The organism is Acinetobacter piscicola, assembly GCF_015218165.1.
Taxonomy (GTDB): Bacteria; Pseudomonadota; Gammaproteobacteria; order Pseudomonadales; family Moraxellaceae; genus Acinetobacter; species Acinetobacter piscicola_A.
Genome location: NZ_CP048659.1, coordinates 3,259,219 through 3,272,294 on the forward strand (window position 1 = coordinate 3,259,219; position 13,076 = coordinate 3,272,294).

Below are 13,076 nucleotides of genomic sequence, written 5' to 3' on the forward strand. Positions count from 1 at the left end.
ACAACATCTAACGGTTTTTGTATATTTGAGGATTTTTATGTTGGTAGATGCTAATCTTAACCCTCTTAACCTCTCTGTTTAGACTTTATTTGATCCAACTTTTTCAATACTTCCGCCACAGCCACCATGGCAAAACTTGAGGTCACCACAACAGCTGAGCCATAGCCACCGCAACGTAAACCTGCACTTGCGCATACATCGGCACTCGAAAATGGATTATCAATGGAATAAACACAGGTAATGCCAAATTTATCTTTCGGTTTTTTGCAAATGCCCATACCACGCAGTTGTGTACGCAACTTGGCTAACATCGGATCTTGTTCCGTTTTTGATAAATCAGCCACTCGAATTTTTAGTGGGTCTAATTTACCCCCTGCACCACCCGATACAATTAAAGGAATTTTATTAAAACGACAATGTAACATTAACGCCAATTTGGCTTTGACATCATCAATACAATCTAAAATTAAATCAGGGGCATCTGCCAAAATTTCTTTGATATTTTCAGCACTGAGATAATCATCCACTAAATTGATTTTAATTCTCGGGTTAATCGAACGACAACGCTCTGCCATCACTTCAATTTTTTCTTGTCCCAATGTTGCCGTCATCGCAGGCAATTGGCGGTTAATATTTGAGGCTGCAATCGAGTCCATGTCAACCAAGGTCAACTCACCAACCCCCGTACGCGCCAAAGCTTCAACCGCCCACGAACCTACTCCCCCAATTCCAATTACCATGACATGGCTTTTTTCATAATATTGAAATGCATCTTCTCCATAAATTTTGGCAACACCAGCAAAACGGCGGTCATATTCATCATTTTGGAGTACATCAGTCATGGCAAAAATCTAAAATTGATAAAATCCTGTCCATTTTAACAAACTCCACTGCCAAATCGAAAATTTTCCATTTCCTCTTGCTTGAATCACTCGATTGAGCGCAGATTATTTTAAATCTATGAATAAAAAAAAGCCCTACATTCTGGTAGGGCTTGGAGAACTGAATTTTTTAAGCAGCAATCAGATGACGTAATACATAATGTAAAATACCACCTGCTTTAAAATATTCTACTTCATTCAAAGTATCAATACGGCACAACACTTTAAATTGCTCAATTGAACCATCTGCACGTTTTAACTCCACATCTAAAGTTTGATGGGGTTGTAATTCATCCGACAGCCCCCTAATCGACAACTGCTCGTGCCCTGTTAAGTTTAAACTTTGACGACTTTGATTATTCACAAACTGCAAAGGTAATACCCCCATTCCGACCAAGTTTGAACGGTGAATACGCTCAAAACTTTCTGCAATGACCGCTTTCACCCCGAGTAAATTTGTTCCTTTCGCTGCCCAATCTCGGGATGAACCTGTACCATATTCTTTCCCTGCAATAATCACCAATGGCGTTTGTGTGCTTTGATATTTCATAGCAGCATCATAGATTGCCAACTTCTCACCTGTCGGAATATAAAGCGTATTACCACCTTCTTCACCACCCAACATTTCATTTTTAATCCGAATATTGGCAAATGTGCCTCGCATCATTACTTCATGATTACCACGGCGTGAACCATAGGAGTTAAAGTCTTTTTGTGTCACGCCTTGAGCCTGTAAATATCTGCCCGCTGGGCTATCTGCTTTAATATTTCCTGCAGGTGAAATATGATCTGTCGTCACAGAATCACCCAGCACAGCTAAAATATTAGCACTCAGAATATTGGCTATCGGTTTTGCAGGCTGATCAATGCCTTCAAAAAATGGGGGATGACGAATATAAGTCGATTGTGCATTCCATTCATAGGTTTTGCTATTAGGAATTGAAATAGCTTGCCATTTTTCATCACCGTTAAATACCGCTGCATATTCTTTATGATACATCTCGGTATTTAATTTTTGTAAAACCGCATCAATTTCTGTTTGGCTCGGCCAAATATCTTTTAAATAGACATTATTCCCTTGTAAATCCACACCTAAAGGCTCTTGGGTAATGTCTTTGCGAATCGTCCCCATAAGCCCAAATGCAATCACCAAAGGGGGGGATGCTAACCAATTGGTTTTCACCAAAGGATGTACACGTCCCTCAAAGTTTCGGTTACCCGAAAGTACCGAAGCAACATTTAAGTCATAGCATTGAATTGCATCTTCAATCGGCTGAGGTAAAGGCCCAGAATTACCAATACAGGTGGTACATCCATAACCCACTAAGTTATAACCCAATTGATCTAAATACGGGGTTAAACCTGCCGCAGCCAAATAATCTGTCACCACTTTTGAACCTGGTGCCAGAGAGCTTTTTACCCACGGTTTACGATGCAGTCCCTTTTCAACTGCCTTTTTCGCCAAAAGCCCTGCTGCAAGCATGACACTTGGATTAGAGGTATTGGTACATGAAGTAATTGCTGAAATCACCACATCACCATCCACCAATGGATAACGCTTACCCTCAATCACACAGTGCGGCTCATCATTTTGTACCGCAGATTGTTTAGCATCAACAGCTGCACCTGCACCACCTTCATTGACCAAACGCTCTTTGTCTTCTTTGGCAGGTTTAAGATCAAGTGCCATCAACGCATCAAATACGTGTGGAATATCCGCCAAAAGTACTCGATCTTGTGGGCGTTTTGGCCCAGCAACACTCGCTTGTACTGTGCTCATATCTAAGCTTAATACATCCGTAAAAATCGGTTCATCACCTGCATTGCGCCATAAACCTTGCTCTTTACAATAGGCTTCCACCAAGGCAATTCGCTCGGCTTTACGCCCAGTCAGTCTTAAATAGTCTAAAGTAATTTCATCGACAGGGAAAAAACCACAGGTTGCACCATACTCAGGTGCCATATTGGCAATGGTGGCACGATCTGCCAAAGGTAAATCCGCTAAACCATCGCCATAAAATTCTACAAATTTTCCAACCACGCCTTTTTGACGCAACATTTGTGTAATGGTTAATACCAAATCTGTGGCAGTAATGCCTTCTTTTAATTTGCCTGTGAGCTTAAAGCCAATGACTTCGGGAATCAGCATGGAAATGGGCTGCCCTAACATTGCCGCTTCAGCTTCGATTCCTCCCACCCCCCAACCCAAAACACCTAAACCATTAATCATGGTGGTGTGCGAGTCTGTCCCGACCAAGGTATCTGGAAATGCAAAAGTATCGCCTTCACTTTCACCTAGCCATACCGCTTGTGCTAAATATTCTAAGTTGACCTGATGGCAAATCCCTGTTCCGGGTGGAACAACACTAAAATTATCAAATGCAGACTGTCCCCAACGTAAGAACTGATAGCGCTCGCCATTTCTTTGCATTTCAATATCGACATTTTCTTCAAAGGCTTGCGGCGTTGCGAAATGATCCACCATCACAGAATGGTCAATCACCAAATCGACAGGAGACAATGGATTAATTTTGTCAGGATCAACCCCTGCTTTGGCTACCGCGGCACGCATAGCAGCCAAATCTACCACCGCAGGTACGCCTGTAAAATCTTGCATCAAAACCCGTGCAGGTCGATATTGGATTTCTTGATCAGACTTCTGTGTTTTCTGCCAATTCACCAACGCTAAAATATGTTCGGTTTTGACTGTGACATCATCTTCAAATCTCAGTAGATTTTCTAACAATACCTTCAATGATTTAGGTAATTTTGAAAAGTCATCTAACTGTGCTTGGGCAGCATTTAAACTAAAAATTTTGTACTGTGCTGAACCAACCTGTAAATCTTTGAATGCTTTAAAACTGTTTTTGTGGCTATATTTACCCATGGGGTTACTCCTTTGGTAAAATACATTTTTATTGGATGGCAAGAAGTCGCTCTTGTTCTAATGTAAGCCAATTCAAATTTATAGATGTTATGAATTGGTTAAATTTCTAGCACTTTCACTTTTTTAAAATGGCAAATGTAATGCCTGTAACGTATTTTCCCAAAGCATTGCAGCAAGTTTTTCAGGTGCAATATTGAGTTGCTGAGCCAATCCTTCTAGCACATAAGGTAAATTGGCAGGGGTATTACGTGTACGGTGCTCATGCGAGGTTTGGCAGCATAAAGGTGTCATATCTGGACAATCGGTTTCTAAAACCAAATGTTCTGCCCCAATAGCCTGTACGACATTGATCAGCTTTTTGGCATTCGGATTGGTGATCTGTCCTGTTACACCAATTTTAAAACCAAGTTGAATAAAGGCTTTGGCTTCTTCCACTCCACCACTAAATGCGTGTGCAATTCCACCGAGTTTAAAATGGTGTCGTTTTAACATCGCAAGAACATCCGCATGGGATTTACGGATATGTAACAGTATGGGTTTGTCAAATTGTTGTGCAAGTTCAATTTGGGCTGCAAAAAAATCTTTTTGCTTTTGCAACATAGCAGGTTGTTTATGTTGCTTTAAAAAAGTATCTAAACCAATTTCACCGATTGCCACACAATCTTCATGATTTAAAATATGTTCTAGCTCTGCCAAATGCTGCTGTTCATGTTGCTCAATATAAAACGGATGCAGACCAGGTGCTAAATAACTTTGCGGTGCCTGATGCAATTGATTTAAAAAATGTTGCGTTTGAATTAAAGCAGCAAACCGTTGTTGCTGAAAACCGATGAGAATCAAACGTTCTACGCCTACCGCTTTGGCTTGATACGCTAAAACCTCTCGATCTACATCGAAGTCTTCCACATCAAAATGTGTATGCGTATCAAACAAAGCCAATTTAGACATATATTTTGCTAGCGTATTCGCTGCCTATTTAAACATTTAGTTTTTAACCACGGTTGATGCAGGCTGATCTACCACCAATTCCACAGGTAAATACGGTTTTTTCAACACAGTTTTAAGTGCGTCATAAGGGATCTCTAAGCGGGGTAAACCCACCACATATGGACCAATTTCATATTCAGCATATTGTAAAATTAAACCTTGCTTACCCAGATAAAAATTATCCGACAGTTTAAATTTCCAGACTTGCTCATACTCTTGCAAATTATCCGCCAATTTATTATCCGCTACCCAAACTTTAAATGCCTCATAAGCCAATTTTTCTAATGCTTTCTTTTGGTTTGGCTCAACAATATCATCTAAACTGACTTGCTTTTGATGTTTTAAATCAAAGTTATAGTAAACCTGTGAAGCTGAACCATGTGCCCCTCCCAAATAGCTACTGGTATTTAATACAACTGTTGCTAAGGGCTCAGTCGAGTTCAAAATTTTTGGACTCACGCTGACACTGATTTTACTGCTCGCCCCTAAACTGGTCAGCTCTTTTTGTAATGCTGCAAAAGTCGTGACATAAGGTTTAAGCTGATCCGCCATGGTTTGTGCAGGTGTTTTTGCCGCATTGGCAGCGATCACACTACTACTGGCTTGCTGTTCATCTTGTTTTTGCTGCTGTTCACTCTTTTTCTTTTCTTCTTGAATACTTTTACTTTGATGCCCAACATCCAAGATTTGATCTAAGTTTTTTAAGATGGCTTGATCAATAATACTATCCACGACAAATTGATTGGTATGTAAGCGCTCAACTGTGAATTCAGAACAACTATTGCCATTACATTCAGGTAAATCCAATACCACTTTTTCGGCTTCACCTTGTAAAGTCAATGTCGTGTCGATGACCTCTGAACTGCTTTGTTGTTCTACAGGCGGTTTTTGTTCTTTTTGATCTGCTTTCGGCTGACAAGCAGATAAGGCAAGGCTTACCATCAAAATAGACAATACACATGTGTGTTTCCGATCTAACATCTCATAAAACCTTAAAACAAATAGAAATAAAAAAGGCATACTGCTAGCTTATGCCTCCTCCATCACACACTCAATATTTATTTGTATCCAAGCTTAAAACATATATTGAAACACGGGTGCTTGTAAAATTTCTTGGGTTTGTTGTTTAGAAAAATATATATCTAACTGTTGAGCGTCTTCCACAATTTCTCCTGCACGATAATGTAAGCCCACCCCTTCGCCATCAAAGAACCAATCTGACTGCCCCCAATACAACTTTTTCGGGGCAGATTTTTGCACAAGACTGTCTTGTTTTTTTAACCATGCTTGGTATTTCTCTTGCACCCAAGCATTGAGTTTATTTTGTTGTTTCGATTGGATCACATCCAAAATACTTAAGCTTTTCTGTGTTTTACGATCTGCCACAAAAAAGTATTGTCGCGCTTTGACAGTAACTTCAGCTTGTTGTGTATCCACCGACAATTGCAATAAAACATACTGATTACGTTGTGATGCCATTCTCGTACTCAGATGTAGTTCATAGGCTTTATTTTTAGAAAACTCATCTTGCCACGCATCTGACTTTTTCACATAGGCATTCACAGCTTGCTGCAAAGTCATGCTTTGTTTTAACCCAATTTGGTCTTGAATCACCTTGGCCTGGTTATTGGCAATCCAAGTATTTAACCAAGGGTCTTGAGTTTTTAAAGTTTGTATGTCGATTTCTATACAATTTTTCTTTTCACAAAATGGTACAGCATAATCTGCTTTTGTTTCTTGAATATTTAGATAAGGTAAAACCTCAGCTTTTTCAACTACTTTTTCTTGTACAGTGGCATCTCTCGATTCTTCTTGTGGTGATGATTTTTTATTTGAATCACATGCTGACAAAAAGATCCCCAGGCAAAGCATCAGCATGAAACGTTTATGAATGTACATTACGCCCTCTCATTTTGTCTCTTATATTTCAGTATTTTGAACCTATGACCAAATAAAACAGCTTCACCAGGAAGCTGTTTTTGATTCAAGACAATGATATATCACAATCTATAATTAATGTTCACGTGTCGCACGGAATTCGATGTCAGGATAACGCTCTTGCATCAACTGTAAATTTACGCGACTTGGTGCAAGATAGGTCAAATGACCACCACCATCTACAGAAAGCTGATCATGCGCTTTTTTCTTAAATTCATTGAATTTTTTCTCATCGCTACATGACACCCAACGCACAGTATTGATACTCACAGGCTCATAAATACAGTCCACTTTGTACTCTTCTTTCAAGCGATATGCCACCACTTCAAACTGCAGCACACCCACAGCACCTACGATTAAGTCATTACTGTTTTGCGGCATAAATACTTGTGTTGCACCTTCTTCTGAAAGCTCTTTAAGACCTTTTTGCAACTGTTTCGATTTCAAAGGATCTTTTAAGCGTACACGGCGGAACATTTCAGGGGCAAAGTGAGGAATACCTGTAAATTGTAATTTTTCACCTGAAGTGAAGGTATCACCAATTTGAATCGTACCATGGTTATGCAAACCAATGATATCGCCCGGCCAAGCTTCCTCTAAGTGTTGACGATCACCGGCCAAGAAAGTCAAAGCATCACTGATTCGTACATCTTTATCGATACGTACATGCTTCATTTTCAAGCCTTTTTCATAGCGACCTGAACAGATACGCATAAATGCAATACGGTCACGATGTTTCGGATCCATATTGGCTTGAATTTTAAAGACAAAGCCTGTAAAGCCTTCTTCAGTCGCATCAACAGTACGCACTTCCGTTGGATGTGCTTTAGGTGGCGGTGCGTAGTTACTAAATGCATCCAAAACATGGTCTACACCAAAGTTACCCAAAGCCGTACCGAACAATACAGGCGTTTGACGACCTGCCAAAAACTCTTCACGATTCAACGGCTCATTTGCCATTTGTACGAGTTCTAAAGACTCTTCAAATGCAGCCCATGCGAGTTCACCGACTTTTTCACGAAGGTCTGCATGGTTATAGCCATCACGAACTTCAATTTCAGTAATGGTTGAACCAAAACCTGCTTTATAAACGTAAAATTTTTCTTCAATTAAATTAAATACACCCGCAAAATCACGCCCTGTACCTAAAGGCCAAGTCAGTGGTACACATTTAATTTTGAGAACATTTTCAATTTCATCAAGTAACTCTAATGGCTCACGGATTTCACGGTCCATTTTGTTGACAAATGAAATGATCGGCGTGTCACGCATACGACACACTTCCATCAATTTGATGGTACGGTCTTCGACACCTTTTGCACCATCAATCACCATCAACGCAGAGTCCACTGCCGTCAAGGTACGGTAGGTATCTTCCGAAAAGTCTTCGTGCCCTGGGGTATCGAGCAAGTTAATCATTTTATCTTTAAATGGAAATTGCATCACAGATGTGGTGATCGAAATCCCACGTTCTTTTTCCATTTCCATCCAGTCCGATGTCGCAGCACGATCGGCTTTACGACTTTTTACCATCCCCGCAACCTGAATCGCTTGTCCCCATAACAACAGTTTTTCTGTCATTGTGGTTTTACCCGCATCGGGGTGGGAAATGATGGCAAAGGTTCGGCGTGCCGCAACTTCTTTTGCTAATTGATCTTTAAACATAGAATAAATCTTAAATTGGCACACAAATTTGTACACAGCATCCTATGGCGTGTTTTGTGTGAGAGAAAATAAATTAAAAATTGGCGTAATTGTATATGAATACGCTGATATCTGCGAATAAATTAGACATGTTTTCAGCACAGATCATTTTTTATTTTTTGTTTGTGACTTGCGTTTTAGTCAAGATGAACTGTCTTATGAGCAGCGAGTTGGGCTGCGAAATATTTATTTTCCAAACATTGTATTGGCTTTGGTTTTCCAAATAAAAAACCCTGTAACTGCTGACAATTTAAGCGTTTTAAAATTGCAGCTTGCTGCTCGGTTTCTACACCTTCAGCAGTGACAATTAAACCCAGTCGTATTGCGAGATGAATGATACTTTCCAAAATAATTTCATCTTTTGAGCCTTCACATAAGTTACGAATAAATTCACGATCAATTTTCAATTCATCCACAGGTAAGTTCTTCAGATATAAAAAGCTAGAATGTCCTGTCCCAAAATCATCAATTGCCAATAAAATACCCAATGCTTTTAGCTGCTCAAAAGTTGCGATACTTTTTTCAATGTGATGCATAGCCGTCGATTCAGTAATTTCAACAATCAGCTCTTTGGCTTGGATCTGATACTTTTGCATTAAATTATCTAAAGTGGTAATTAAATGCTTATGCTCAAACTGCATTGCCGACAAATTCACTGCGATTGGACAAAATGGCATCCCACGTTGATGCCATGATTGCAACTGAATACAGGCTTGTTCTAATGCCCAATAGCCCATGCGAATAATTAAACCTGTTTGTTCAGCCACCTCAATAAATTTGTTCGGTGCCAGCAAACCTAAAGTTGGATGCTGCCAACGAATCAAAGCTTCAACACCACAAATTTTATAATCCGCTGTAAATTTAGGCTGATAATATAAAACAAACTGCTGCTCATCAACGGCACAATATAAATCATTCACCAGTTTAGATTGATGACGATGTTGAAAATAATCATCTGAATTTTGATGATAAATACAAAAAGTATTGCGCCCCTGCTCTTTGGCAAGCATTTTTGCCGTATCCGCATGAATCAATAAATCTTGTAAAGATTGCCCATGATCAGGATATAACACAATTCCTAAACTTGCTGAAATATTAATTTGCTTTTCATGAATTAAAAAACGCTGTTGAATTCTTTCTAAAATTTTTTCTGCCAGGACATCCAGTTTAACTTCTTTAATTTGTGGAACAATCACTAAAAATTCATCACCACCTAAGCGTAATAAAGTTTGATTATCATGTAACACTGTTTGTAATCGCGTGGTCAAAGCCACCAATAAATCATCACCAACTTGATGACCAAAATTATCATTTACGGCCTTAAAAAAGTCTAAATCTAAGTAAATCAAAGCAAATTTTTGGTGAGTTACTTTATAATGCTGAAATAATTTTTGGATATGATCTTCTAAAAATAATCGATTCGGCAGCTTAGTTAAATTGTCCTGTAATGCTAAATCTTCAAGTTCTTTATTGGCTTGTAATAATTGTAAATTACGCTCTTCTAATCTGCGCTCTAACACCGCAACACTAAAAGCAGAAACCAAAATTAAACTGGTCACAAAAATGATGGTTAATAATAAAATCCCTTGCCCCCCATGAACATGATGTGTCGTATGTAATAAATTTCCAAGAGAATGAAAAGTTGTAGCCGCCATACCAGTATAATGCATGCCAACAATGCTAAAAGCGAGCATGACAGAAAGAGCGATTTTATAGAGTGTTTTGTGTTTAAAGGTATTTTTATATTTAAATGCCAACCAAAAAGATAAACCAGCTCCACTAATCGCAATCAAAACAGAAAATACAACCAATAAAATATTATAGTGAATTTCCTGATTTGGAATTTGTAGGCCCATCATTCCTACATAATGCATACCCGAGATCCCTAAACCCATCAGCAATGCACCTAAGACTAAACGGACTATGGGTAACGTTTCACGCGTCATTAACCAAATTGCAAAAGTTGAAGCAAGTGCTGCAATTACATAAGAAATGATGGTTAATGACAGATCAAACGTATAACCTTCTGGTAAATCACTCGCCCACAACCCCAAAAAATGCATCGCCCAGATTGCAAAACCAAAAACCATACCGCTCAGACAAAGGATCATTTTTTGTATACGGGGCGTCCTTGAAACAAATATGAGTTGTTCTAATGATATAGCAACATAACAGATAAATACTGCAACACATGCAGACCCCATTACGAGACTACTGTCATAACCCATATCATTCATAAAAATTATCTTCCAATAGAGAACCTATTATTTTTATAAAACCCCAATTTTTTTACAACAGAAAACTGTGTGAAGGTTCGCCTTTTAAAGAATGTAAAATATATGGTTAAAATAGCATTATCTTATTGAAGGTCAAGTTATTCTTAACTTTTTAGATAAGAAAAAAGCATATCGTAATATGCTTTTAATCTTGATTTAACAGAGTGTTTAGACAAATTTACTTCTGTAATTTTGCCAAGTCAATTAACACATTTGCCGCTTCAGTCACAAAAGTTTCTTCTTCAGGTAAAGCAGGTCGCTTATTTGCTTTCATTTTTGCACGAGATTCAGCAAGTGCATCAAAAGAAGCCTGATAACTCTCCCAATTTGGATAAGCTTTTAACCCTGTTTCAGCACGTCGTTTATTTTCAGCAGCTAAAGTTTTTAACTCCAGAGTATTAAGCTCTGCTTTACGCTTTTCAATATCTAAAACAATTTGCTTTTGATCTTTGGTTTGCTGCGCAATTGCAGTTCTTTGCGCTAAATACTGAAATTGAGGATCTAAAGATACACGTATTTTTGATTTTTCAGCTAATTGTGGCAAATACGGTTTAATAGAACCTTCACGCTTAAATGGCGCTGTTGGAATCGTATCCCATTTCAATGCATTCTTCGCTTTACGTTCTCCAAACTCTTCATCATAGATATCCACCAGTTTAATATCCGGAATCACACCTTTGTTTTGGGTACTTCCACCTGTGATTCGATAGAATTTACGTTGTGTTAAGGTGGCTTGACCATACGCCAAACTGTCTAATTGAACTTGGGCTGTGCCTTTGCCTGTAGTCGTACTGCCTAGTACCACACCACGATCATAATCTTGGATTGCAGCCGAATAAATCTCACTTGCCGAAGCAGATGCAAGATTGATCAGTACAGCTAGAGGCCCCGCATAAGTCTGAGCGCCTCCATCAGTATCTTCAAATACGTTCACTGTGCCATTGCCATCACGAATTTGCACCACAGGGCCTTCTTTTACCACTTGCCCAATCATTTTCGCAACTTCTTCTAAAGAACCACCTGGATTATTGCGTAGATCAATAATAACCCCTTCGACTTTTTGATTCGCTAAATCTTGCAATGCTTTGTTGGTGTCTTCTGCAACTGAACGGTATTCATTGCCTGCACGACGTGCACGATAGTTCAAATAGAATGATGGAATTTCCAACACACCAAACTTATGTTTAACCCCATCACGTGTTACTTCAACTGTACGAGAGCGCACCCCTGCATCTTCTTCTTGAATCACATCACGAGTCAATGTCACTGTACGGGCTTGGTTCATAGAAGCACCTGCACCTAACAGCTTAATACTGACTTTGGTACCACGCTTACCACGAATTAACCCAACAATTTCCGAGCTTGGCCAACCGATGACATCAATCATTTTTTCGCCATCTTGTGCGACACCAATGATCCGATCACCTGATTTCACTTGTCCCGACTTACTTGCAGGCCCACCTTCTACAATGGTTTCAATCTTGGTGTAATCTTCATTACTCCGTTCAGGACGAATTGAGACCCCAATCCCTTCAAGCTGCAACGTAGTTTGACGATTCAGCTCCATTGCATCAAGTGGTGGGAAATAATTACTATGTGGGTCATAAGTTAATGTCATTGAGTTTAAAATTTTCTCAAGCACATCATCACTTTTGACACGTCCCATACGTTCTAACTGACGCGTATAACGCTTCGTCAAAGTTTGAACAGGCGTTAAATCTTCAGAAGCAGTCAGATCCTGTCCATTTGCCAAAGAAGGGTCATCTTTCAGCGCTTTTTGTTTCGCTTGTTCTTCTTGTTTGGTAATGGTTAAGTTGATGAGCTGAGACACCAACATTTTATTCCAATACTGTTCTTGTTCAGCCTTGTGACTAAAAAATGGCGCTTTTTCTCGATCTGTTTCGATATAAGCATCAGGCTGATTCAGATTTTGCGGCTTTTTCAGCTCTGCCAACATATACGTATAAAATTCTTTTAGACGTGCTCGATATTGCGCATGAATTGCGTATGATCCTGTCAAATCCCCTGCTTTTAAAGCAGCACCCAAGGTTGCACCATATTGCTTTTTATACTGCTCAATTTCAGGGGCTAAGAATAAAGAATGATCAGGATCTAAACTATCTATATACATATCTAAAATACGTGCAGAGGTATTTGCATCCAAACGCATATTTAAATAATGCTGACGATCCACCAAAGTTGCCAACTGGCGTGTCACCAAAGCTTGTTCTTTTGTTGGTTGAATAGATTCTGAAACAGCAGTTGTTTCAGTTGCCGCCATAGCCATTGTAATAGCATGGTTGAAAAATAAACCACCCGTTGCGATAGCAACTGCACATGCGATTGTTTGAAGTTTCATAAATTGTGTGTACTTCCTTGGATTTACCAATTTCAGCGCTGTTT

8 protein-coding genes are annotated in these 13,076 nt (G+C 39.2%); all 8 read right to left on the minus strand.

Translation table 11 applies throughout. The annotated features are described in order from the left end of the window. Positions 1–65: 65 nt before the first annotated feature. The 8 genes from G0028_RS16115 to G0028_RS16150 all read right to left on the minus strand — a co-directional run bounded on the left by G0028_RS16115 (position 66) and on the right by G0028_RS16150 (position 13,032). Positions 66–842 (minus strand): ThiF family adenylyltransferase, encoded by a 777-nt coding sequence (locus G0028_RS16115; RefSeq protein WP_130072050.1) that lies wholly within the window; start codon positions 840–842, stop codon positions 66–68. Positions 843–1,011: 169 nt separating this feature from the next. Next, positions 1,012–3,768, minus strand: a complete 2,757-nt coding sequence (gene acnA / locus G0028_RS16120; RefSeq protein WP_180045003.1) for an aconitate hydratase AcnA — start codon at positions 3,766–3,768, stop codon at positions 1,012–1,014. Positions 3,769–3,891: 123 nt separating this feature from the next. Continuing rightward, complete coding sequence (locus G0028_RS16125; RefSeq protein ID WP_180045002.1) at positions 3,892–4,716, minus strand: TatD family hydrolase; 825 nt, start codon at positions 4,714–4,716, stop codon at positions 3,892–3,894. 36 nt (positions 4,717–4,752) lie between these two features. After that, on the minus strand, positions 4,753–5,736 hold the full coding sequence (locus G0028_RS16130) for an RsiV family protein (RefSeq protein WP_180045001.1): 984 nt from the start codon (positions 5,734–5,736) through the stop codon (positions 4,753–4,755). A 93-nt stretch (positions 5,737–5,829) separates the two neighbouring features. Then, positions 5,830–6,654, minus strand: coding sequence for a hypothetical protein (locus tag G0028_RS16135; protein WP_180045000.1), 825 nt, complete (start codon positions 6,652–6,654; stop codon positions 5,830–5,832). A 114-nt stretch (positions 6,655–6,768) separates the two neighbouring features. After that, the gene (locus G0028_RS16140) at positions 6,769–8,358 is read right to left on the minus strand and encodes a peptide chain release factor 3 (RefSeq protein ID WP_130072055.1); all 1,590 of its coding nucleotides are present in this window, start codon (positions 8,356–8,358) and stop codon (positions 6,769–6,771) included. Between the two features lie 176 nt (positions 8,359–8,534). Next, positions 8,535–10,634: a putative bifunctional diguanylate cyclase/phosphodiesterase gene (locus tag G0028_RS16145; RefSeq protein WP_180044999.1), complete on the minus strand. Its 2,100-nt coding sequence runs from the start codon at positions 10,632–10,634 to the stop codon at positions 8,535–8,537. A gap of 217 nt (positions 10,635–10,851) precedes the next feature. Then, positions 10,852–13,032 carry a carboxy terminal-processing peptidase gene (locus tag G0028_RS16150; RefSeq protein WP_180044998.1) on the minus strand — a complete coding sequence of 727 codons (2,181 nt, stop codon included), beginning with the start codon at positions 13,030–13,032 and terminating at the stop codon, positions 10,852–10,854. Positions 13,033–13,076 lie beyond the last annotated feature (44 nt).

Bases quoted from the DNA above. Each gene is read 5' to 3' on its own strand.
- G0028_RS16115 (WP_130072050.1), bottom strand. From the start codon at position 842: ATGACTGATGTACTCCAAAATGATGAATATGACCGCCGTTTTGCTGGT.
- acnA (WP_180045003.1), bottom strand. From the start codon at position 3,768: ATGGGTAAATATAGCCACAAAAACAGTTTTAAAGCATTCAAAGATTTA.
- G0028_RS16125 (WP_180045002.1), bottom strand. From the start codon at position 4,716: ATGTCTAAATTGGCTTTGTTTGATACGCATACACATTTTGATGTGGAA.
- G0028_RS16130 (WP_180045001.1), bottom strand. From the start codon at position 5,736: ATGTTAGATCGGAAACACACATGTGTATTGTCTATTTTGATGGTAAGC.
- G0028_RS16135 (WP_180045000.1), bottom strand. From the start codon at position 6,654: ATGTACATTCATAAACGTTTCATGCTGATGCTTTGCCTGGGGATCTTT.
- G0028_RS16140 (WP_130072055.1), bottom strand. From the start codon at position 8,358: ATGTTTAAAGATCAATTAGCAAAAGAAGTTGCGGCACGCCGAACCTTT.
- G0028_RS16145 (WP_180044999.1), bottom strand. From the start codon at position 10,634: ATGAATGATATGGGTTATGACAGTAGTCTCGTAATGGGGTCTGCATGT.
- G0028_RS16150 (WP_180044998.1), bottom strand. From the start codon at position 13,032: ATGAAACTTCAAACAATCGCATGTGCAGTTGCTATCGCAACGGGTGGT.